At 37.3% G+C, this 22,758-nt stretch carries 17 protein-coding genes, 2 tRNA genes, 1 riboswitch and 1 other annotated feature; of the genes, 5 read left to right on the plus strand and 14 right to left on the minus strand.

Features of this window, described 5'->3' with window-relative positions:
• Positions 1–9: 9 nt before the first annotated feature.
• The 4 genes from AB3I20_RS12115 to AB3I20_RS12130 all read right to left on the minus strand — a co-directional run bounded on the left by AB3I20_RS12115 (position 10) and on the right by AB3I20_RS12130 (position 4,596).
• Entirely contained in the window at positions 10–930 is a 921-nt protein-coding gene (locus AB3I20_RS12115) for a carbohydrate ABC transporter permease (protein ID WP_067481675.1), read from the minus strand.
• A gap of 12 nt (positions 931–942) precedes the next feature.
• Positions 943–1,890: a sugar ABC transporter permease gene (locus tag AB3I20_RS12120; protein WP_067481676.1), complete on the minus strand. Its 948-nt coding sequence runs from the start codon at positions 1,888–1,890 to the stop codon at positions 943–945.
• A 259-nt stretch (positions 1,891–2,149) separates the two neighbouring features.
• Positions 2,150–2,869 carry a pseudouridine synthase gene (locus tag AB3I20_RS12125; protein ID WP_067481678.1) on the minus strand — a complete coding sequence of 240 codons (720 nt, stop codon included), beginning with the start codon at positions 2,867–2,869 and terminating at the stop codon, positions 2,150–2,152.
• Positions 2,870–2,949: 80 nt separating this feature from the next.
• On the minus strand, positions 2,950–4,596 hold the full coding sequence (locus AB3I20_RS12130) for a polysaccharide biosynthesis protein (RefSeq protein WP_067481681.1): 1,647 nt from the start codon (positions 4,594–4,596) through the stop codon (positions 2,950–2,952).
• Positions 4,597–4,885: 289 nt separating this feature from the next.
• Between AB3I20_RS12130 and AB3I20_RS12135 the strand changes: the two genes are divergently transcribed.
• On the plus strand, positions 4,886–6,397 hold the full coding sequence (locus AB3I20_RS12135; protein WP_067481682.1) for a UDP-N-acetylmuramoyl-L-alanyl-D-glutamate--L-lysine ligase: 1,512 nt from the start codon (positions 4,886–4,888) through the stop codon (positions 6,395–6,397).
• A gap of 98 nt (positions 6,398–6,495) precedes the next feature.
• On the opposite strand, the gene AB3I20_RS12140 is transcribed toward AB3I20_RS12135, so the two are convergent.
• From AB3I20_RS12140 to AB3I20_RS12150, 3 genes are all read right to left on the minus strand, one after another.
• Positions 6,496–6,729 carry a hypothetical protein gene (locus AB3I20_RS12140; RefSeq protein WP_218657980.1) on the minus strand — a complete coding sequence of 78 codons (234 nt, stop codon included), beginning with the start codon at positions 6,727–6,729 and terminating at the stop codon, positions 6,496–6,498.
• Positions 6,730–6,903: 174 nt separating this feature from the next.
• Complete coding sequence (gene leuS / locus AB3I20_RS12145) at positions 6,904–9,318, minus strand: leucine--tRNA ligase (RefSeq protein ID WP_071869313.1); 2,415 nt, start codon at positions 9,316–9,318, stop codon at positions 6,904–6,906.
• Positions 9,319–9,424: 106 nt separating this feature from the next.
• Positions 9,425–9,637, minus strand: a binding site (T-box leader).
• Between the two features lie 69 nt (positions 9,638–9,706).
• The gene (locus AB3I20_RS12150) at positions 9,707–11,740 is read right to left on the minus strand and encodes a LysM peptidoglycan-binding domain-containing protein (RefSeq protein ID WP_368027415.1); all 2,034 of its coding nucleotides are present in this window, start codon (positions 11,738–11,740) and stop codon (positions 9,707–9,709) included.
• A gap of 344 nt (positions 11,741–12,084) precedes the next feature.
• Between AB3I20_RS12150 and AB3I20_RS12155 the strand changes: the two genes are divergently transcribed.
• The 3 genes from AB3I20_RS12155 to AB3I20_RS12165 are packed head-to-tail and all read left to right on the plus strand — an operon-like array spanning position 12,085 to position 14,285.
• Positions 12,085–12,717 carry a phosphatase PAP2 family protein gene (locus AB3I20_RS12155; RefSeq protein ID WP_067481691.1) on the plus strand — a complete coding sequence of 211 codons (633 nt, stop codon included), beginning with the start codon at positions 12,085–12,087 and terminating at the stop codon, positions 12,715–12,717.
• A gap of 26 nt (positions 12,718–12,743) precedes the next feature.
• Positions 12,744–13,700, plus strand: coding sequence for a TIGR01212 family radical SAM protein (locus AB3I20_RS12160; RefSeq protein ID WP_067481693.1), 957 nt, complete (start codon positions 12,744–12,746; stop codon positions 13,698–13,700).
• Positions 13,701–14,285: a class I SAM-dependent methyltransferase gene (locus AB3I20_RS12165; protein WP_071869311.1), complete on the plus strand. Its 585-nt coding sequence runs from the start codon at positions 13,701–13,703 to the stop codon at positions 14,283–14,285. It begins immediately after the preceding gene.
• Positions 14,286–14,350: 65 nt separating this feature from the next.
• Here AB3I20_RS12165 and AB3I20_RS12170 read toward each other — a convergent pair whose 3' ends face one another.
• A complete protein-coding gene (locus tag AB3I20_RS12170; RefSeq protein ID WP_067481697.1) occupies positions 14,351–16,120 on the minus strand; it encodes an ABC transporter ATP-binding protein in 1,770 nt (589 codons plus the stop codon).
• Between the two features lie 3 nt (positions 16,121–16,123).
• On the minus strand, positions 16,124–17,836 hold the full coding sequence (locus AB3I20_RS12175) for an ABC transporter ATP-binding protein (RefSeq protein ID WP_067481698.1): 1,713 nt from the start codon (positions 17,834–17,836) through the stop codon (positions 16,124–16,126).
• 114 nt (positions 17,837–17,950) lie between these two features.
• Between AB3I20_RS12175 and AB3I20_RS12180 the strand changes: the two genes are divergently transcribed.
• Positions 17,951–18,607, plus strand: a complete 657-nt coding sequence (locus AB3I20_RS12180) for a TetR family transcriptional regulator (RefSeq protein ID WP_095803855.1) — start codon at positions 17,951–17,953, stop codon at positions 18,605–18,607.
• Between the two features lie 50 nt (positions 18,608–18,657).
• Here AB3I20_RS12180 and AB3I20_RS12185 read toward each other — a convergent pair whose 3' ends face one another.
• The 5 genes from AB3I20_RS12185 to AB3I20_RS12205 form a co-directional block, all read right to left on the minus strand.
• Positions 18,658–19,446 carry an alpha/beta hydrolase family protein gene (locus AB3I20_RS12185; protein WP_067481702.1) on the minus strand — a complete coding sequence of 263 codons (789 nt, stop codon included), beginning with the start codon at positions 19,444–19,446 and terminating at the stop codon, positions 18,658–18,660.
• Between the two features lie 18 nt (positions 19,447–19,464).
• Entirely contained in the window at positions 19,465–20,940 is a 1,476-nt protein-coding gene (locus AB3I20_RS12190; protein WP_368027416.1) for an MDR family MFS transporter, read from the minus strand.
• A 133-nt stretch (positions 20,941–21,073) separates the two neighbouring features.
• A complete protein-coding gene (metK, locus tag AB3I20_RS12195; RefSeq protein WP_075491740.1) occupies positions 21,074–22,267 on the minus strand; it encodes a methionine adenosyltransferase in 1,194 nt (397 codons plus the stop codon).
• A riboswitch (SMK box riboswitch) is annotated at positions 22,265–22,342 on the minus strand. It overlaps the preceding gene by 3 nt.
• A 216-nt stretch (positions 22,343–22,558) precedes the next feature.
• Positions 22,559–22,630: transfer RNA gene (locus AB3I20_RS12200), tRNA-Glu, on the minus strand.
• Between the two features lie 22 nt (positions 22,631–22,652).
• A tRNA-Ser gene (locus AB3I20_RS12205) sits at positions 22,653–22,740 on the minus strand.
• Between the last annotated feature and the right edge of the window lie 18 nt (positions 22,741–22,758).

Here is a 22,758-nt window from a genome sequence, read left to right on the forward strand (position 1 = left end):
ATTTATTATTTATTCCTTGACTCCACCAATCGTTAACCCTTTGACAAAATGTTTTTGGAAAAATGGGTAGCTAATCGCAATTGGCAATGTTGAGATAACAACGATTGCCATTCGTGCTGATTCTCCTGGTACAGCTGCTAAACCTCCAGCAAGCTGGCTTCCAGCTCCCGCATTTTGTGTGAGATATTGGATATTACTTTGAATCTTCATCAACAAGTATTGTAATGGGACTAAGTTATCATTTTGAATGTAAAGTAATGCGTTGAACCAATCATTCCAGTAACCTAATGCGGCAAATAAGCTAATTGTCGCAATTCCGGGAACAGCTAAAGGTAACACGATTTGAATAAAAATTCGCAACTCGCTTGCTCCATCAATTCTGGCAGACTCAATAATTGAATCTGAGACTGAGCGTTTAAAGAAAGTTCGCATCACAATAATATTGAATGGGCTAACTGCCATTGGCAAAATCAGTGCCCAAATCGTATCTTTTAATTGAAGCAAATTGGTCATCACCAAGTAATTGGCTACCATCCCTGGTGAAAATAACATGGTAATTAAACAAAAGACTGTAAAGAAACGACGGAACGGGAAATTAGAACGAGAGATTGCATAGGCATACAATGAAGTAGCTGTGCTATTAATCAAAGTTCCTAAAACCGTTACTAAAACTGTTACAAATAATGCTTGGAAAATTTTCTCTTGCATCTGTCCAAATAGATACGTATAACCAAATGTACTGAATTTTTCTGGCCAGAAACTATAACCATTAGTTGCTAACGCTGTTTCATCTGTCAAAGAAATCGCGATAACAAATAGAAACGGCAAGATACAGGAGAAGGCAAAAATCGCGATCAATAAATTAGAAAAGAGATTCATTGGTTTGCTGAAAGCTCGCACTTGAACCTGCTCTACTTTTTTCTTTTTCATCGAATCCCCCTCCTAAAACAATGCTGATTCGCTGTCGAAACGACGTGCGATCGCATTCGTAGTCATTAACAAAACAAATCCTACAACTGACTGATACAATCCGGCTGCTGCAGTCATTCCAAAGTCACCTGTAGAAGTCAACCCATTAAAGATATACGTATCTAATACTTGAGTCACGTCATACAGTGCGCCTGAATTTCTTGGAATATTATAGAACAACCCGAAATCAGCTCGGAATATATTCCCAACAGCTAAAATCGTTAAAATCGACATCAACGGTACTAATTGAGGAATTGTCACATGTTTGATTTGTTGCCATTTGCTTGCGCCATCAACCATAGCTGCTTCATAGTAAGTGGGGTCGATTCCCATTACTGAAGCAAAGTAAATGATACTATTATAGCCGATTCCTTTCCACGTCCCAATGAACAATAGAATAAATGGCCAATATTTTGGTTCATTGTACCAATTGATTGCTTCTCTTCCATGACCTAACAGCCATTGGTTGAAAATTCCTTTATCTGGGCTCAAAAAGGCATAAACAAAGTAACTAATGATAACCCAAGACAAGAAATAAGGTAGTAATGACATTGTTTGATACACTTTTACTAATTTTTTATTTCTTAACTCACTCATGATAATGGCAAAAACAACCGAAATCAGTAAGTTTAGTGTAATAAATCCTACATTATACAAAATCGTGTTTTTCGTAATTAAAAATGCCTGATCTGAAGAAAATAAAAATTTGAAATTCTCCCAACCAACCCACGGGCTCTCTCTCAAACTTGCCAAAAATCCATCTGCAGAGATATGGAAATTTTTAAAGGCAACCACGTTTGCTAACACTGGAATATAGAAGAAGAAAATCATCCACAACATTCCAGGCACAGCCATTAAAATCAAAGCTTTAAAACGCCAAACCATCGAGAAAAAATGTTTTAACCCCTTTCTTTTTTTCATCAAAAAACTCCTTTCAACTTGTTCGCACCGTAATTATAGCGCTTTCAAAAACAAGATTGAATAAACAAATTATAGGTATAATGAAACAAACTATAGCTGATATTGAACTATTTTTAATTGGTCGCTGCCTATTTTTGAGTTTGATCAATAAAAAAAGGAAGGAATATAGCAGATTCCTCCCCTTTCATTTTCATTTGTACTAAATAAGGTTGCCTGTTTTGCGTATTTACGCAGGAATAGCACCTAATTTTTTAATTGTTTACTTTTCTTGGATTTTTACTAATTCCTCTGCCGTCAACTCCCGATACTCACCTAATCCTAAGTCTGCAGGTAATACAACATTTCCCATTCGGATTCGTTTGAGGTAAGTCACTTCTTTGCCAACAGCTTTCACCATTCGTTTCACTTGATGAAATTTTCCTTCATGAAGAATCAAACGAATGTCTGACGTTTGTTCGGCTTCGTTCACTGCATCAATCGTTAGCACAGCAGGAAGTGTTTCTTCCCCTTGACTGATGACCAATCCCTTTGAAAAAGCATCAATATCTTCTGCCGTCATCACCCCAGCTACTTTTGCAAAATATTCTTTTTCAACATGTTTCTTCGGCGACAATAGTCGATGTGCCAAAGCACCATCATTGGTTATGAGCAATAAGCCTTCCGTATCTTTATCCAATCTTCCTACTGGAAAAAGATCCTCACGATAGTCAAAATCATTCAGCAAATCCAAAACAGTTTCATCATAGTTATCTTGCGTTGCAGAAACCACACCCGCAGGTTTATTTAAAAGATAATAAAAATTCTTTTGGTACATAAGTTTTTCATCTAAATAAGCAATTTCATCTAAGAGTTCTTTTACCTGAAACTTATCACTTTTGATTACTTTGCCATTAACAGTCACTTGGCCTTTTTTGATTAGCCCTTTGACTTCCTTTCGACTGCCTAACCCCACATCGGCTAAAAATTTATCTAAACGCATGCGTTTTCCTACTTTCTAAAAAGAAAAGAACTTGCAACAACAGTCTATTGACGTTTGTCGCAACTTCCTCTTCTTTCTTTTTATTTGATTCGTAAGCGATAACGTAGTCGGACCATACTGCTACCCAATAATTTCTCCGCCAAGCGAATTTTCAATGCTAAATAACCATAAACTGCTACACCCACGCCAGCCACACTGACGACTAAAATCAATGATTCAAATTTACTATCTTGGCTTAAGAATAAACTTAAAAGTTGCTTTGTTAATCCTGTTGCTAACAACATCAATAGCGTCATGATAAAAATCAACAACGTTCTTCGCCAAACAAAGCCAACTCGAAAACGTACGACTTGGTGCATTTTACGAAGAATCAAGATACAAGAAACAGCGAAACCAATCATGGTTGCTAGTAACGGTCCGTAAACTTGAAATATTCTGATCGCAGGATACTGTAAAATTAATTTCACGACAAAGCCTATCAACAAGTAGCGAATAGCTGCACGATTTTCAAACATTCCTTGCAACATATTAGAAATCAACATATACAAACCTAAAAATAAGCCTACAAAACTTGCTTGGACCAATACTTTACTGCCCAATACATCTGGTGTGTAAAAGAGTGTATTCAATGGATAAGCTAACAACATCACACCTGCGGTAGCAGGAAACATGACAAACGAAAACAATTGTAGATTGCCACTAGTCAACTTAGCCAAACCAGGACGATCCTTCAATGTGATGGCTTCCGTAATCAATGGTAAGCCCGTCGCTGCAATCGATGTTGCTAAGGCAATGACCACCATCGTTAACTTATCTGGATTTGCGCTAAAAATAGAAAATAGATCAAGCAACTGTGCCTTTGAATATTCCGTCGTGGCAGACATGATTCGAATGAACGTAAACTGGTCAACCAATTTGAAAATCGTTACCCCTGATCCAACAATGATAAATGGAATAGCCTCTTTCATAGTATCCAGTAATAGTTTCCTAGTTGCTACATTTACTTGGTTATTGCTATGTTCAATATGCTGATTCATCAGTGGTTGTTGTTTTCTTAAATAATAAAGCAAAACCACAATACTAACTAACATTCCGATAAACGCGGCAAACGTTGATTGCGTGACTGCAGCCACGTAATCGCCTGTAGTCATCTTCATGATGATAAACGTCATCAACAACATGTAAAAAATTCGTGCAACTTGTTCAACAATTTGTGAAAGTGCATAAGGCATCATGTCTTGATTTCCTTGGAAATACCCACGAATTACACTCATACATGGGAATACCAATACCGCAATACTCAATGAACGCATTGTTGGAATCAATTCGTCTCCGCCACCAGAAGCATGCGCAAGCCAAGGTGAAGCAAGATACATGAACGCGGCAAAAACAATGCCTAAAATCCCCATCATTTGTAAAGCGCGGAAGAAAAGTCGGCGAGAAGTACCATATTCATTTAATGAATTATAACGAGCCGTTTGTTTGGCAATCGCCGCAGGAATCCCAGCTGTTGAAATCAATAAAAACAGCGCATAAATATTATAGCCCATGTTAAACAAACCATTTGCTGCTTTTGCATTTTCGCCCATCCAGGCATACCACGGAATAATATAAATCGCACCCAATAAACGCGAAAGGATATTACTTGTTGTCATCCAAGCAGAGCCTCGAGCCATTTTTTCTTGGGCAGTTAAAACTTTTTCTGTCGGTCCTCTTTGATTATTCATCTCAATTATTCCAACTTTCTTCAAAACATTACTATTATTTTAATTGTAAAACAGGAAACTAGCAATCTCTTTTCGATGGTTTTTCTGTGAAGATGTGCTTTTTTTGAATTCGGTTTCTTTTTCAACTGAATTTGCTAGTCTACAACGCGCTCTTTTCTTAAAAAGTATCTACTCTGTTCAAGTAATCTGAACCTAAGCGATTTTCCTAAAAAGAACCTTGCATTAAAGAAAAACATTTCATGCTATGCTATAATTAGTTAGAAAATTCAACAAAGCGAGGGATCAATCAATGAGCTTCTCCTTAGAAGATGTCCGTGAATTGTTACTAAAAGAAAATCTATTAAAAGAATTTGTTTCCAATCAAGGCTGGCATTTAACTGCGCCAACTAATTTTTCATTTGAAACGATCAGTTATGATTCTCGTCAAGTCGATGAATCAACTTTATTTTTTTGTAAAGGTCTGAACTTTAAAGAAGCGTATTTACAGTCTGCTGTTTCGCAAGGACTAGCTTATTATGTCGCTGAACAGCCTTATGAAGTAGCTGCTGTGGGCGTTATCGTTACCGACATTCGTAAAGCGATGGCCATTTTAGCCATGGCATTTTATGATTATCCACAACAAAAACTACAGGTCATTGGTTATACTGGCACGAAAGGAAAAACAACAGCAGCTTATTTTACCAAGGCAATCCTAGACCACACAACGAATAAGAAAACTGCCTTGCTTTCGACAATGAATACAACACTAGATGGCCAAACTTATTTCAAATCTCATTTGACCACACCAGAATCTTTGGATTTGTATCGAATGATGGCTGAAGCAGTTACGAATGGGATGACTCATTTAGTCATGGAAGTTTCTTCTCAGGCTTATAAAACACAGCGCGTCTATGGACTAACATTAGATGTCGGTATCTTCTTAAACATTTCACCCGACCACATTAGCCCAATCGAGCATCCAACATTTGATGATTACTTTTATTGTAAACGTCAGTTGATTTTAAATTCTAAAACCGTTGTCTTGAATCATGAAAGTGATTATTTCGAGCTGTTGAAAGAAACTGCTGACCTTTATCACATACCTGCAATTGTGTATGGGCGCTCGCCTGAAACAACTTATCAAGTCACAAGTTTAGCCGGATTAGGTCATCCTTTTGCTTTGACAAGTCATCATGGACAGTTACCCATCGAAGCAGAATATGATATTTTACTGGCTGGCGGATTCAATCAAGAAAATGCGACTAGCGCAATCATTGCAGCTGCTTTGACTGGTGCTTCAATCGAAGATGCACAAACTGGCTTAAAAGCAGCTCGCGTTCCCGGACGTATGGATCAGCTAATTCAACAGAACGGTGCACATGTTTATGTTGACTATGCACATAATTATTTAAGTTTAAAAACATTATTGGCATTTGCCAAAAGTGAACATCCCAAGGGGCGCGTCATTGTTGTCTTGGGCAGTCCCGGAAATAAAGCTATTTCTCGACGTCATGATTTTGGAAAAGTCTTGTCAGAAACAGCAGATGTTGTTTTCTTAACGGCTGATGATCCAGCCTTTGAAGATCCTCAAAAAATTGCCGATGAAATTGCTGAAGCAATCACGAATGAAGAGTTGCTTATTCATTATGAAATGGATCGTCCAGCTGCGATTGAACAGGCTTTGACTGAAAGTACAGCCGAAGATTCCGTAGTCATTGCCGGAAAAGGCGTGGATCCTTATCAAAAAATCAATGGCGAAGATGTTCTTTATGAAGGTGATTATGCTATCGTGAAGCGACTGATCGAGGAAAAACAACTTTAATTAGTAATTTATACCTGCATACACATTAATCCTATTATTACTAAATAATGCAAATGGACTGCGACAAAAATCGCAGTCCATTTTTTATGTAAGCCAATTTATCTTTTAGGTTTTTTTACTCGCTCTTCTACATTTCGTTGCTCAGCGGCTAAAAAATCTTTTAAATCGATTTTATTTACCCTGTTCAACCCACCATATCCAGAATCTGCCATTTTTCCCCAGCCAGTTAGCTTCTTTCTTCTATTCGGTTCTTGATTTCTTTTTCGAATTGTTTCACTTCTTTCCGCTCGTTTCTTTTGTAAATACGTTTCAACGTTTTCTGTGAGCTTCATGTCATTTCCCCCTTTTTAATAAAGTATAGCATTCTTGATTGAGTAGACAAAAAATAGGTTGAAACGATTATCTCCTACTTTGCTTTCCTACCTCATTCCAAATGAAAAACAAAGAGAGGAAACTCAATGATGCTTAAGTTTCCTCTCTCGTTTTAATCCGTTTGCTGCTTGTTTTTAGTTTGCAACAATATTAACCAATTTATTTGGAACAGCAATCACTTTACGAACCGTTTTTCCAGCAATTTGTTCTTGAATTGCTTCATCTGCTAAAGCTACTTTTTCAAGCTCATCTTTGCCTAAGTCACGTGCAACATTTGCTTTAGAACGAACTTTTCCGTTGACTTGGAAAACAACTTCAATCTCATCTTCAACCAATGCAGCTTCATCATATGTTGGCCAAGGTACATAAGAAATTCCATCTTCGTTTCCTAAAATTGCCCAAAGTTCTTCGCCCAAATGTGGCGCAACAGGCGCTAACAATTGAACAAATCCTTCAACATACTCGTAAGGCAAGGCATCCGCTTTATACGCTTCGTTAACAAAGACCATTAATTGAGAAATAGCTGTGTTGAAATGCATGCTTGCATAGTCTTCTGTTACCTTTTTCACTGTTTGATTGTAAACTTTTGCTAGTTTGCCATCATTGATGGTTGTGATACGATCACGCATTTTATTGTTTTCATCCACGATCAGGCGCCATACACGATCCAAGAATTTACGGCTACCTTCTAGTCCGTTTTCGCTCCATGCAATCGAAGCATCTAAAGGTCCCATGAACATTTCATACATGCGTAATGTATCCGCACCATAAGCTTCAACTACGTCATCTGGATTTACAACATTTCCACGTGATTTTGACATTTTCTCATTGTTCTCGCCTAAGATCATTCCTTGGTTATACAATTTTTGGAATGGTTCTTTTGTTGGAACAACACCAATATCATACAGGAATTTATGCCAGAAGCGAACATATAATAAATGTAGCACTGCATGTTCAGCACCACCAACATAGATATCCACTGGCATCCAGCGTTCTAGTTTTTCATAGTTTGCTAATTCTTTTTTATTGTGTGGATCAATGTAGCGTAGGTAATACCAAGAACTCCCAGCCCATTGTGGCATCGTATTTGTTTCGCGACGACCTTTTTTACCTGTTTCTGGATCAACAACATTGACCCAATCAGTGATATTTGCTAATGGTGACTCACCAGTACCACTTGGTTTAATGTTATCTGTAATTGGCAAACGTAATGGTAATTCTTCTTCTGATAGTGCAGTTACTGTGCCGTCTTCCCAATGAATAATTGGAATTGGTTCTCCCCAATAACGTTGACGTGAGAACAACCAGTCGCGTAAACGGTAGCTAACTTCTTTTTTACCAAAACCATTTTCCTCAAGCCAGCTATTCATTTTAGCAATGGCTTCTTCTGTGTTCAAGCCATCTAAAAACTCAGAATTGATATGTGGGCCATCTTCTGTATGTGCTGCTTTTGAAAGATCGCCACCTTCAATAACTGGTTGGATTGGCAAATCAAACACTCTGGCAAATTCATAGTCACGCTCATCATGCGCAGGAACTGCCATGATCGCACCTGTTCCATAAGAAGCAAGTACATAATCAGCAATCCAAATTGGAATTTCTTTGCCATTGGCTGGATTAATTGCATACGCACCAGTAAAGACTCCTGTTTTTTCTTTGGCAAGATCTGTCCGCTTCAAATCAGATTTTTTCGCAGTTTCTTCAATATACGCTTCAACAGCTGCTTTTTGTTCTGGCGTCGTGATTTCACGAACCAAATCTAATTCTGGTGCTAAAACAGAATAAGTTGTTCCAAATAATGTATCGGGACGAGTTGTGAAGACTGTATAAGATTTATCTGTCCCAGCCACTTTGAATTCCACATTTGCCCCAACTGAGCGACCAATCCAGTTTCTTTGCATTTCTTTAATGCTTTCTGGCCAATCTACGGTTTCTAAATCGTCTAATAAGCGATCCGCATATGCAGTAATTTTCAACATCCATTGGCGCATCGGTTTACGCACGACGTCAAAGCCGCCACGTTCGCTCTTTCCATCAATAACTTCTTCATTTGAAATCACTGTTCCTAGTTCTGGAACCCAGTTCACAGCAACTTCTGCTTCATACGCTAACCCTTTTTCATATAATTTTGTAAAGATCCATTGTGTCCATTTGTAATACTCTGGATCTGTGGTATTCACTTCACGGTTCCAATCATAACTAAAGCCTAAAGAATTGATTTGACGACGGAACGTTTCAATATTTTTCTTCGTGAATTCTGCAGGATCATTCCCAGTATCTAATGCGTACTGCTCTGCTGGAAGTCCAAATGCATCCCACCCCATTGGATGCAACACATTGAAACCTTGACTACGTTTCACACGTGAAAGAATATCTGTTGCAGTATATCCTTCTGGATGTCCCACATGTAATCCTTGACCAGATGGATACGGAAACATATCTAGTGCGTAAAATTTTGGTTTTTGTGGATCATCTTGGGTATTAAATGTGTGATTTTTCGCCCAATATTTTTGCCATTTTTTTTCAATTTCTTTATGGTTATAACTCATTTTCTGTCCCCCTGCATTTTTTTCGTTGAAAGTAAGTTACTTTCCTCATTGTTTTTTTCGTTCTACCGATAAAAAACAAAAAAGTCCTATAAAAAGATTGCTCTTTTTATAGGACGTAATCTACGTGGTACCACCTAATTTTTACCTTTTCCATTGGAAATAGGCCTCAAACGTTGTAACGGTCGTCACCGCCATTGCTTACTTTTATTTTCAGCAAAGGCAACTCAAAGGCGAGTTCAAAAGCGTCCGTACACATTTTCACCAACCATGTGCTCTCTAAAACTTCCAACTTTTTACTAATTCCTTTTCAAGTGTTGCTTATTTAAGTAGATTCATAGTAACAAATATCTTCAGTAAGTTCAAATAGTATTTGACAAAATTTTTAGATTTATTTTGCAACTATCACACTTTGACCTGGATAAATGAAATTGTCTTTAATATTATTCCACTCAATGAATTGCGCCATTGATAAATTGTGATCGTTGGCAACACTCCAAACAGACTCGCCGGCTTTTACTGTGTACTTTTTAGTCCCAGAGTTAGTAGTAGGCGCTGTTGTTTGTCCTGATCCTTTTTTCACAATGACTTTTTGGCCTGGATAAATGAAATTATTTTTTATGTTGTTCCACTCAATGAATTGTTCCATAGTAATGTTGTTTTTGTTTGCTACACCCCAGACAGATTCGCCTGCCTTCACCGTGTACAGCGTATCTCCACTGGTACTTGTGCTTGTCGTTGGTTTCGCATTATTTGAAGAAGTAGTTGTATTCGCTGCGTTATTTCCAGTCGTAGCTGTTGCATTCCCACTTGCTGAATTAGTCGATGCAGTAGAACCACCCTTGATAATCAATTTTTGCCCCGGATAAATGAAATTATTTTGAATATTATTCCATTCAATCAATTGTGCCATGGTAATGTTGTTTTTGTTTGCTACGCCCCAAACAGATTCGCCTGCCTTCACCGTGTAAGTGGAAGAAGTTGTTGTTTCTGCTGAAGAGCTGGTCGAATTACTATTATTCGTAGTAGCATTATTGTTGGTTGTCGCACTACTTGATGTCCCATTCTTCACAATCAGTTTTTGCCCTGGATAAATGAAGTTATTCGAGATTTTATTCCATTGGATAAGTTGTGCCATCGTGATTCCGTGGGCATTTGCCACGCCCCAGACAGAATCACCCGCTTTAACCGTATAAGAACCAGTCGATGCACTTGCATTACCTGATTGATTTGTATTCGCATTTGAATTTGATGAACCTGGATTTGTCGTTGTGCCAGTTGTACCATTAGAAACAACTAATTGTTGACCTGGATAAACAAAATTATTTTTGATATTGTTCCATTGGATCAATTGATTCATTGTAATCCCATGTGCATTTGAGATGCCCCAAACAGAATCACCTGATTTAACGGTATATTTCGAACCATTACTTGGTTGTGTATTCGTTGTATTACTGTTACCAGAAGAGTTCGTATTACTTCCAGAATTATTTGTTGATGAACCTGTTGATTGTTTCCCTTTGATTGTTAAACGTTGACCTGGGTAAACAAAATTATTTTTGATATTGTTCCAATCAATCAATTGCGCCATGGTAATTCCATGCGCATTCGCAATACCCCAGACAGAATCACCTGATTTGACAGTATACGTTGATGTGGTGGTTGTAGAACCATTATCAGTTGGTGTCGTCACAGAATTATTTGAGCCTGTTCCTGTATTCACCCCACTGCCTGAACCAGTTGTAGCACCACCACCCGCATTACCAGTTGCAGGTGTATCGTATTTGGTTAATCCATAAGTTACGATAATATTATTTAATTTTGTTGAATACGTTGGATCTGTCGCATAGCGACCAGTTAATGCTGCAGTAGCTTCTGTGTAAGACTTGGTATTACTTTTCCAAGTACCAGCATAATAGTAGCCATTGCCAAAAGAAGTATTGCGCAATACATAAGCATTATCACTAAATGATTCTGCAAAAGTTGGGTAATGACGGAAAGGTTCTTTTTTCGTTACCCATTTATTATTTAAATATTCTAATGTATTCATATAAACAGTTTGACCTTGGTAACTGCCTTTGATTCCAAATAAATTGTGATAAGGTGATTGTGACAACGCACTACTTCCCCAGCCGCTTTCAACAACTGCTTGGGCAATCATAACCGAAGCGTATAAATCATTTGCTTGGGCAATAGGTTGCGCATAAGTTGAGATTTCCGCAATAAATGCTGAAGTATTGATTCTTGCACCAACTTGAGCAGGTAGCTCATTTGCGGCTACAGGAACTGGTTGAATCAACGGTGCCGCAACAGAACAACCAACCATTGCAGTACCAACTGCTGCTACTCCACGTTTTGCATTTCTAAAACGTTTCTTTTCTTCTTGGCGTCTCCGCTCTTTTCTTCCGATCGTTGCCTTCTCCATTTTCTATCCTCCGCATCCATTTTTCAGTTACTATAAGTATAACTTTTCTTAAACTACATTAAAAGTTCTTTAAACTCTTTGTTATCCTTTGTAATCTGTATGTAATTTTATGTAATACCCAATCATTTGAGTTCATAAAAGTCTTGATAGCTCTACGTTGCAGAAACTAATGACTTTTTAAAATCATTAGTTTTTATTTCAGAAATATTACTAAATCTTTTCGTCAGCATTACGCCAGAGCCTATCATCAAAATTTCATCAGTTTTTCATTTCGTTTCTCCGAGCAAAAAATCTAGCAACTAAAAAAATGCTATAATGATTTCATTAGATTAAGGAGGCATTTTATGAAACAAAACACGACGTTTCGAGTTACAGCGAGTATTTTTCTTGTACTTTTCTTAACTCTTAGTTATTTTGTAAAATTTCATTTATCACAGCTTCATGGCTTCGATCAATTCTTCACTTCAATTATTCGAGCACCACTGCCACATTGGAATACGTATCAAATGATGGTTACAAAATTAGGAAACCCGTTAACCGTCATTTCTATTTTTGTTTGCTTGATTTTTTTCTTGTGGATCAAAAAGAAACATGTCGAACTGATTTGGTTAACAACTAATTTTATTTTGATTGCTGGAATTACTAATCCATTGATTAAATTATTTTTTATGCGTGATCGCCCAACCTTACCACACTTAGTTAGTGAATCAAGCTATAGCTTCCCTAGTGGGCATTCGACAGGGAGCATGATTTTGTATGGCACCTTGATTTTCTTATTACCTCATTTGATAAACAATAAAACAGTGCGATTTTTGTTGCAATTTATCTTAGGATTGATTATTTTAAGTGTTGGTATTAGCCGAATTTATTTAGGCGTACACTTTCCAAGCGATGTTTTAGGTGGTTACTTATTAGGATTAACTTGGTTATGTTACACTTATCCAATTTATTTGAAAAAGAAGGAATCAATTACCTAACAAGGGAAAAGAAAGAAGGAATTTAAATGGAATTTCCTTATGCAGAAGGAAATAAACGTTATCATTCATGGAATTATGCTTTGCGCAATGAATTTGGTGGCAAAATTTTCAAAGTGCCTATCGACGGTGGCTTCGATTGTCCTAACCGTGACGGTACGGTAGCTCATGGTGGTTGTACTTTTTGTAGTGTTTCTGGGTCGGGAGACATGATTGTTGCGCCTGAAGATCCGCTGCCTATTCAATTTCATAAAGAGATTGATATGATGCATCAAAAATGGCCACATGTACAACAATACATCGTTTATTTTCAAAATTTCACTAATACACATGCACCTGTTGAAGTGATTCGAGAACGTTTTGAACAAGTTATCAATCTTCCTGGCGTTGTTGGACTTTCGATTGGTACACGACCAGATTGCTTGCCAGATGAAGTGGTTGATTATCTAGCCGAATTAAATACTCGTCTCTATCTTTGGGTGGAACTCGGCCTGCAAACGACTTTTGAGGAAACTTCGACTTCAATCAATCGTGCACACGATTATCAAACTTATCTAGACGGCGTAAGTAAACTACGCAAACACAACATTCGTGTATGTACGCACCTCATCAATGGCTTACCTGGAGAATCTTTAGAGATGATGCGTGAAAACGTTCGCCGAACAATCTTAGATTCTGACATTCAAGGAATTAAGCTGCACCTCATGCACTTAATGCGTAAAACCCGCATGCTGCGTGATTATCATGAGGGTCGCCTTCAGCTAATGAGTCAACAAGACTATGTTCATGTAATCTGTGATCAGCTAGAGATGATTCCTCAAGAAATCATTATTCATCGTTTAACTGGTGATGCACCCTGGGATTCACTAATTGGACCAATGTGGAGCTTGAAAAAATGGGAAGTCTTGAATGCAATTGATGAAGAATTAATTCGTCGTGATAGCTACCAAGGAAAATTCAACGTTCGAACAAAGGAGCTCATATAAATGCTACAAACAGCGCTTCATTTTAGCCACACCTTATTAAAAGAAATTTTGCAACCCGGTGATCAAGTGGTTGATGCGACAATGGGAAATGGTTACGACACCGTTTTTATGGCTGAGTTGATTGGTAAAACAGGACATGTTTATAGTTTTGATATCCAACAACAAGCTATTGATTCCACTCAGGAAAAATTGAAAGCAGCCAACTTAACAGAGCGCACTACTTTATTTTTACAAGGTCATGAAACCCTTGGCCAAGTAATTTCAATTAATCAGCCAATCAAAGCAGGTATTTTTAATTTGGGCTATCTTCCACAAAGCGACAAAGAAATTATCACTTTGCCACAAACAACTAAGCAAGCAATGGAAGAGATCTTAGCGCGTCTAGTTCCAAAAGGTCGATTGATTTTAGTTGTTTACTACGGACATGCGGGTGGAGAAAATGAACTTGACATGGTTCAAGAATTTTGCCAACAATTGTCACAGGAGCAATACAACGTTTTAACTTATCAATTTATCAATCAAAAAAATCAGCCACCCATCCTTTATTGCATTGAGAAAAAGAAGAAAAAAAGAGAGTTCAGCTAAAAATAGCTGTACTCTCTTTTTGTATGGCCTCTAGCTGTCAAAAATAGTTATACTTTCATTCCTTCTTACTCAAACACAAATTGATTGTGGTAAAGTTCAGCATAGAATCCGTCTTCTGCTAGCAATTCATGATGATTGCCCTCTTCAATTACTACTCCATCACGTAAAACAACAATGCGATCGGCATTCAAAATGGTTTTGAGACGATGCGCGATAACAAAGCTTGTACGCCCTTTGATTGCTTCATCCATTGCTTTTTGGATTCTTGCTTCTGTAACAGTATCAACATTACTTGTTGCTTCATCCAAAATCAACAAACTTGGTTCCGTAATAATTGTTCGTGCGATACTAATCAATTGTTTCTGTCCTGTACTAAATAAATTATTTTCTTCTGAGACTTCCGTTTCATATCCTTTTTCTAACGACATGATAAAGTCATGGATATTGGCTTGTTTCGCTGCATTGATGACCTCTTCATCCGTTGCCTCTGGTTTACCAAACGTAATATTGTCGCGAATCGTTCCAGAAAACAATACAGATTCCTGTAACACGATCCCCACATGTTTACGTAACATATCTAAATCAAATTCACGAATATCTGTACCATCAATCATAACAGATCCATCATTGACATCATAAAAACGATTCAATAAGTTCATAATCGTTGTCTTACCAGAACCAGTTGGACCAACTAAAGCGACCATTTCGCCTTTGTTTACCTTAATCGAAACATCCTTCAAAACTAAATTATCTGGTTTGTAACCAAAATCAACATGCTTTAATGCTAATTCTTGTTCCACACCATCAAATGCTTTCCCATCAACTGGTTTGACTTCTTCTGGTTCATCAAACATTTCATTTAATCTTCTAGCACCTGTAATTGCTAATTGGATCATGCTGTAGCCAGAAGAAATTTGCATCAATGGTTGATAATATTGTTGTGAATATTGAACAAAAGTTACTACTAATCCTAATGCAACTGAACGTTCTAAATCACCATTTAAAGCTAACCAACCACCAAAGAAAATGACGATTGCCGTGTTAACCAACGACATTCCTTGCATCATTGGAAACAGTAAACCTGAATACACTTGACCTTTATAAGTTGCTTTACGTACTGTTTGGTTATGTTCCAGAAAACCATCAATTGTTTCTTCTTGTAGCCCATTAGTGATGATTACACGTTGCCCACTGATTTTTTCATCCATATAACCATTCAATTTACCAACTTCATCCTGCTGTAAGTCAACATATTTTCGCGCTTTTTGAATGATAAATACCGCAATCAAGATGGCAACAGGAGTAGAAGCAATCGTTGCCCATGCCAACTCCACATTTTGACGAAACATCATAATTAAAATACCAATCATCAACACTGCATTCGTAATAACTTGAAGCAATGCTTGGTTCAAACTATTTTGGATATTATCCAAATCACTCGTAAAACGGCTTAAGATTTCACCATCTTGATGAGAATCAAAGAAGCGAATCGTCAATTTTTCAAGTTTATTAAACAAACCAATACGCATTCTATTCGTTGATTTTCCAACTACTTGCGTAAATAAAATACTATAAATAAAGTTTGCAGCACTAGCTAAAACATAAAAAATCAACAATTTCCAAATAATATCAATGAATTTGCTCTTATCATCAACGCCTTGCATTAATCCTGTGACATAATTTGCTAACTCCTGAAAAGCTTCCCCAACAAATTGAGGAGCCTTCACTTGTAAGTAAGTAGCAATAATCACTGTCACAAAGATAAAGAAAAAGGAGAATTTATAACGTTTCAAATAATGATAGAAAAATTTACTTGCTTTAATTAAATCAGTCATTGATTACTCCTCCATTCCTTTTTGTGTTTCAAAAATTTCTTGATACACTTGATTACTTGCAACTAATTCTTCATGTGTACCTTCACCCACTAAGCGACCTTCATCTAATACTAGAATTCGATTTGCTTTGACCACAGACGCGATTTTTTGTGCAATAACGATTGTCGTCGTCTCTTTTAATTCGTGATTCAATGCTTCACGAACTAATTTTTCTGAACGAGCATCCAAGGCACTAGTACTGTCATCCAAAATCAAAATTTTAGGATCACCAATTACGCCACGAGCAATAGATAAGCGTTGCTTTTGCCCACCAGAAAAATTACTACTTCTTTCTTCAACAGGAGCTTCATAGCTCTCTGCTAATTTACTGATAAATTCTTGTGCTTGAGCAATTTTAGATGCACGCTCCATGTCTTTTTCTGTTGCGTCTTCTTTTCCTTGACGCAAATTTTGTGCAATTGTTCCAGAAAAGAGAATTGCTTTTTGTAAAACAAAGGAAACTGTTTTACGCAGACTTTTTTCATTCACCTTTTTCAAATCAACACCGCCAACTTCAACTGTTCCTTCTGTTGGATCGAATAGTCGAGGAATCAATTGTGCCAAAGTTGACTTACCTGCACCCGTTGCACCTACAATCCCAATCATTTCTCCGGGTTCAATCACAAAGCTAATATCTTTTAATGTATCTTCGTCATCACCAGGGTAACGGAAAGACACATGGTCAAACGTTACAGAGCCTGTTAATTCTTGTTCAGGTACATCAAGATAAGTTAAATCTGGTTCTGTATCCAAGATTTCTTTGATTCGTTTAAGTGAAACAGCAGCCCTTGAAGTCATCATCATCATCATGCCGCCAATAATGATTGCCATCATGATTTGCATCAAATAGTTCATAAATGAAGCTATTCCACCAATTAGGGTAGGATCATCTTTCGCCAAATCACTCACAAAGAAAATCGCACCCACTACTGCTAGATTGGCTGCCAACATGAAGGAAGGAATCATCACTGAAAACAAAGTTCCTACAATGATATTGTGCTCAGTTAACTCATCGCTCACTTTGGTAAATGTTTTTAGCTGGTTCTTTTCTTGGACAAACGATTTGACCACGCGAATTCCCATGAGATTTTCTTTTGCAATACTATTCACTTTGTCAATCAACTCTTGAATGATCATAAAGTGCTTACCCATTCTTGTAAAAGAAAGTCCAGTAATGATAACTACTGCAACAATCAATGCAACAATGATCCACCATAATTGAGGCATTGTCATCATCGCTAAAATAAATGCACCAATAAATAAAAATGGAATTCTAAAAAGTGATTGTAAAGAAATCATTACTAAATTTTGAATTTGCGTGATGTCATTCGTCAAACGAACAACCAAGTTTCCTGCAGAAAACTGCTCAATATTTCCAAATGAAAATGTTTGAATTTTTCGAAATGCTTCTTCTCGAATATCCGCACTTACACCTTGCGCTACTCTAGCGGAAAAAATCGTATTTGTCACGCCTGCAAGCAGTCCTAGGACAGCCAAGCCAATCAGATAGATACCAATTGTTTTCATTTCATCGTTATCTTCTGTAATAATAGCTTCAAGTACTTGTTGTAATAGTTTTGGTTGCCACAACGTAGCCGCAACCATAATCCCTACGGAAACCAATGAAATAAAGACAGCCATTTTATACTTCTTCGCATGTCTTAAAATTAGATTCATGTGTTATATACACCCCTTTAGTTAAATTGACAGCCTCTCTTTAACACTGTAAAATAAGACCGCATAACAATTTACCATGTTTAAAAAAATAATGCAATACAAGAGGTCGATTAAATGGAACCCAAGCTTTCCCAAAAAGTAATTATTCAAAATGCCTTTGCAATTTTAGCAGAAAAAAAGGAATTCTCCGCTCTTTCTATGCGTAATCTAGCAAAAAAACTAGACGTCCAGGCACCTGCACTTTATTGGTATTTCAAAAATAAACAACAGCTCTTGCAAAAAATGGCAGAAACAATTGAAGAGACGTTAGTCGTTCCCAACGAAACGTTGCCATGGAAGCAACAACTTTTACAGTTTATGGAAAACTATTATGATCTTTATTCTCAGTTTCCTTGTGCTGCTGAAATCGAAATTCATACTGTTCCAGCATTTCCTAGTCGACTGGAACATTTAGAAACGATGATTCAATTACTCATCAAGCAAAACTTTTCATTACAACAAAGTCATCAAGCAATCTCAGCTTTGCATAATTTATTAATTGGTCAATTAATGGATTACCAACAGGAACAAAAACTACGGCATGAAGTAATGAATGGTAATGAGCTATTAAAAGAATCTGTTATATATATGCGTACTTATGTTCAAGAACATCAGTTAACTGGTTTGATTGAAGATATTCATGCCCATCGTACTTCCGATAATAAACAAGAGTTCCTTAATAATGTGGCCATTTACCTAGCTGGTCTTGAATATAGCAAAACTTTACAATAAAAAAGCAAGCCAGTAATGTAGTGGGCACCACATTACTGACTTGCTCTTTTTTATTGTCCTTCAAATAACCAAACAAACGCACGTTGGATCCATTCATCCCAAAAAATCCAGTTATGCTCACCTGGTCCATGTTCAAACGTAACAGCTAACCCATTTTCTTTGATTACCTCAGCCATCTCCTGATTAGCAGTAAACAAAAAATCAGATTCTCCGCAAGCCAAAAAGATTCGTGGTACTTGTTTACCACTAGTCACTAACTTATCCAATAAAAATTTTGGATCATTTACCGACCCTTCAATTTGATCTAGTGGTCCAAAGATTCCTTCCCAGAAAGACTGCTTTCGAATCTTTAGTAAATCATCCATTCGGTTCCCCACAGAAACTGCTCCAGATAATGAAATCACTGCTGCAAAATTTTCAGGTTTGGCTAATCCCAATTTTAATGCGCCGTAGCCTCCCATCGATAACCCAGCAGCATATGTTTTCTCTCTTTTTGTTGTCAACTGTGGAAATAATTCATGACAAATAGCTGGCAGCTCTTCTGAAATGAACGTCCAATAATTCATGTCGTATGTCGTATCTGTGTACCAGCCTAAATCCGTTGACGGCATAATCACAGCCAAACCATAATCTGCAGCATAACGTTCAATAGATGATCGACGCTCCCAGACACTATGGTTACCACCCATCCCATGTAATAAATACAGCACCGGGATATCTGTGTTTTTTTGCTGCGTACTTGTGCCAATTATTTTCTTCGTTTGCTGTGGAAGAATAACATTTAGGTTAACTTCCATTTCTAATATATTGGAATAGATATTCGCTTGGATAAATGCCAATTTTTTCGCCTACCTTCTTTAACTTTCTATTATTCTACCACTTTTAATGCGTACAAAGAATGTTAAAGCTAAGGCAAGAACGACTAGAAGCAAACCAGCAAAATAAACGCTGTGTAATCCATCATATAAAATTTCTCTTAATGGAACTAATAATGTGGCATCAATTTGCTTAGCAGTCTGAGGATTCACTAATTTATTCATGATATCGGCATCATCAGTTAGTTGTTTCGCTGCTAATTCTCTCTGAGTAACTGCGTTCATCAATAAACCAAAAACTGCCACCATAACTGTTTGACCAATTGTTCGCACCAACGTATTAAATGAAGTTGCCACACCTAATTGTTCATGTGGAACACTATTTTGAGCGCTAACAGTTGAAGTCGTCATCGTAATTCCCAATCCGACACCAATAATCGTTGAAATTGCAAAGAACCATAAAAAGTTACTTTCAAAAGGCATCAAGTATAACCACGTGCCACCAACAGTCGTAATCAACAATCCAATTCTTAACACCCAATGAGTTGACATTTGTGACATCCATCGACTCGCCAAAAACGATCCTACCATCCAAACAAGGGAAAGTGGCGCTAAAACTAATCCACCTATCGCAGCGTTCAAACCAAGAACACCTTGCATCCACATTGGAATATATACATCGATTCCCATCAAAAATCCACTTGCTAAAGCAGCAGCTAGATTGACAATCACAAACAATGGATTCTTAAACAATTCCAACATGATAACAGGATCTTTTGCACGCTTTTCTGCCCAGATAAAAAAGAAAAATAGTAAAACACTAACAATCAACAAACTAATAACAAACGTTGTAAATCCTTGATCACCTAGTAATTGAAACCCAAGTAACAAGGTCACTAATGTTGCCATCAGACTCAAACTTCCCAAAACATCCATTGGTTTTGCTTCACGTTCAATCGCTGGTTCATTTAAATAAATCCAAATCAGTATCATCAATCCAATACCAATTGGCACATTAATAAAGAAAATCCAGTGCCAACTAATCGTATCAACAATAAAACCGCCAGCCAAAGGACCAAACACACTAGCGATTCCCCATGCAGAACTGTTCAATCCTAATACTTTTGCACGCTTTTCTATTGAATATAAGTCACCAATAATTGTCAAAGCCACAGGCATCATTGCTCCCGCGCCCATCCCTTGCAATGCACGTGCTGCGATCAATCCAATCATTGTTTGAGATAACCCGCAGAACAGAGAACCAATAATAAAAAGTAATGTACCAAAAATAAAAATTGGCTTTCGACCAATTTTATCAGCTAGTTTCCCATAAATTGGTGTCAACATGGCATTTGTTAATAAATAAATTGAAAATACCCAATTCATTATTTCCATTCCATGTAGTGAACCAACGATTGTTGGCATTGCTGTTGTTACAATTGTGCCTTCAATAGCCGTCATAAATGTAGCAATAAATACACCTATTGTTACCAACGTTACATTTGTTTCTTTTTTCATTTTTTTCCTCCCCATATTCAATTGTCAAAAATAAAATCTATTTAAACAAGAATGATTTCAGATAATTCAGCGAATAAAACCATAAAAAAAAGCAGAACGACTATCTTAAAGATAATCGTTCCAGCATTTTTTATTACTTACTTAAAGTTGCTTTCAATGCTTCTACTTTATCTGTACGTTCCCAAGGCAAATCAACATCCGTACGTCCAAAGTGCCCATAAGCAGCTGTTTGTCTATAAATTGGACGACGTAGGTCAAGCATTTCGATAATACCAGCTGGGCGAAGGTCAAAGTTTTCTCTTACTGCAGCAATCAAATCTTCTTCCGGTAGCGTTCCAGTGCCGAAAGTATTGATTGAAATCGATACAGGTTGTGCAACACCAATCGCATAAGCTAATTGAACTTCAACTTTTCTTGCAAGACCTGCAGCAACAATATTTTTTGCAATATAACGTGCAGCATAACTTGCAGAACGGTCAACTTTTGTTGCATCTTTCCCAGAAAACGCACCGCCACCGTGGCGAGCATAACCACCATAAGTATCAACGATGATTTTTCTTCCTGTTAAGCCAGCATCCCCTTGAGGACCTCCGATAACAAAGCGACCAGTAGGATTGATATAATATTTAGTCTTATCATCTAATAGCTCTGCCGGAATAACTTCCTTAATAACTTTTTCAATTACATCTTTATGAATTGTTTCATTATCCACTGCATCATCATGTTGTGTCGAAATAACGATTGTGTCAACACGTTCAGGCTGACCATCTTCTCCGTACTCTACAGTAACTTGTGATTTCGCATCTGGACGTAAATAAGTTAATTCGTTAGATTTACGTAATTCTGCAAGGCGTCGAACTAAGCGATGGCTTAAAGCAATTGGTAAAGGCATCAATTCTGGTGTCTCATCAACCGCAAATCCAAACATAAGTCCTTGGTCACCTGCACCAATCTCATCTAGCAAATCTTTTTGGTCTTCTTCGCGAATTTCTAACGCTTCATTTACACCTTGAGCAATATCTGGTGATTGTTCATCAATCGCTGCTAAAACGGCTACCGTATCTCCATCAAACCCAAATTTTGCACGAGTATAACCAATTTCTTTAATTGTTTCTCGTACAACTTTTTGAATATCTACATAAGCAGTAGTCGAAATTTCTCCAAATACTAAAACTAACCCGGTTGTTACGGATGTTTCGCAAGCAACGCGTGCCATTGGATCTTGTGCTAAAATTGCATCTAAAATTGCATCACTGATTTGATCAGCAACTTTATCTGGATGCCCTTCAGAAACAGATTCTGAGGTAAATAAATGTCTTTCTGTCATGGTGATTCCCCCTAGTTAAATTCGGTTACAAGGCATCTCCGTTCGTACGGATCCTCTCGGGAACTTGCAACGAAATCAGTATAGCAGATAAAGCAACTTTTCGCTCGCTTTTTCAAACATTTTTCATTAAAAATGAGAATTTATTATGGAACAACTTAACAATGAAATGTTTTTCTGTCTATATAGATAAAGAACTTAGCGCAGTTATCTTATAAGATAACTATGCTAAGTTCTTTGAAATCATTCTTTCGAAAAAAGAAAAAAAGATACTTATATAAAGTATCTTTTAGATGACCCGTACGGGATTCGAACCCGTGTTACCGCCGTGAAAGGGCGGTGTCTTAACCGCTTGACCAACGGGCCAATAAAATAAAAAATATTGAAACGGAGAAGGAGGGATTTGAACCCTCGCGCCGGTTTCCCGACCTACACCCTTAGCAGGGGCGCCTCTTCAGCCACTTGAGTACTTCCCCAAAACCAATAAGATTTTG

The sequence above is a fragment of the Enterococcus sp. C50 genome, assembly GCF_040887505.1.
Taxonomy (GTDB): Bacteria; Bacillota; Bacilli; order Lactobacillales; family Enterococcaceae; genus Enterococcus_B; species Enterococcus_B thailandicus.

Coding starts and splice junctions, on each gene's coding strand:
- AB3I20_RS12180 (WP_095803855.1), top strand. CDS start 17,951: ATGGAACCCAAGCTTTCCCAAAAAGTAATTATTCAAAATGCCTTTGCA.
- leuS (WP_071869313.1), bottom strand. CDS start 9,318: ATGAGTTATAACCATAAAGAAATTGAAAAAAAATGGCAAAAATATTGG.
- AB3I20_RS12125 (WP_067481678.1), bottom strand. CDS start 2,869: ATGCGTTTAGATAAATTTTTAGCCGATGTGGGGTTAGGCAGTCGAAAG.
- AB3I20_RS12150 (WP_368027415.1), bottom strand. CDS start 11,740: ATGGAGAAGGCAACGATCGGAAGAAAAGAGCGGAGACGCCAAGAAGAA.
- AB3I20_RS12190 (WP_368027416.1), bottom strand. CDS start 20,940: ATGAAAAAAGAAACAAATGTAACGTTGGTAACAATAGGTGTATTTATT.
- AB3I20_RS12120 (WP_067481676.1), bottom strand. CDS start 1,890: ATGAAAAAAAGAAAGGGGTTAAAACATTTTTTCTCGATGGTTTGGCGT.
- AB3I20_RS12155 (WP_067481691.1), top strand. CDS start 12,085: ATGAAACAAAACACGACGTTTCGAGTTACAGCGAGTATTTTTCTTGTA.
- AB3I20_RS12165 (WP_071869311.1), top strand. CDS start 13,701: ATGCTACAAACAGCGCTTCATTTTAGCCACACCTTATTAAAAGAAATT.
- AB3I20_RS12175 (WP_067481698.1), bottom strand. CDS start 17,836: ATGAATCTAATTTTAAGACATGCGAAGAAGTATAAAATGGCTGTCTTT.
- AB3I20_RS12130 (WP_067481681.1), bottom strand. CDS start 4,596: ATGAATAATCAAAGAGGACCGACAGAAAAAGTTTTAACTGCCCAAGAA.
- AB3I20_RS12140 (WP_218657980.1), bottom strand. CDS start 6,729: ATGAAGCTCACAGAAAACGTTGAAACGTATTTACAAAAGAAACGAGCG.
- metK (WP_075491740.1), bottom strand. CDS start 22,267: ATGACAGAAAGACATTTATTTACCTCAGAATCTGTTTCTGAAGGGCAT.
- AB3I20_RS12135 (WP_067481682.1), top strand. CDS start 4,886: ATGAGCTTCTCCTTAGAAGATGTCCGTGAATTGTTACTAAAAGAAAAT.
- AB3I20_RS12115 (WP_067481675.1), bottom strand. CDS start 930: ATGAAAAAGAAAAAAGTAGAGCAGGTTCAAGTGCGAGCTTTCAGCAAA.
- AB3I20_RS12160 (WP_067481693.1), top strand. CDS start 12,744: ATGGAATTTCCTTATGCAGAAGGAAATAAACGTTATCATTCATGGAAT.
- AB3I20_RS12170 (WP_067481697.1), bottom strand. CDS start 16,120: ATGACTGATTTAATTAAAGCAAGTAAATTTTTCTATCATTATTTGAAA.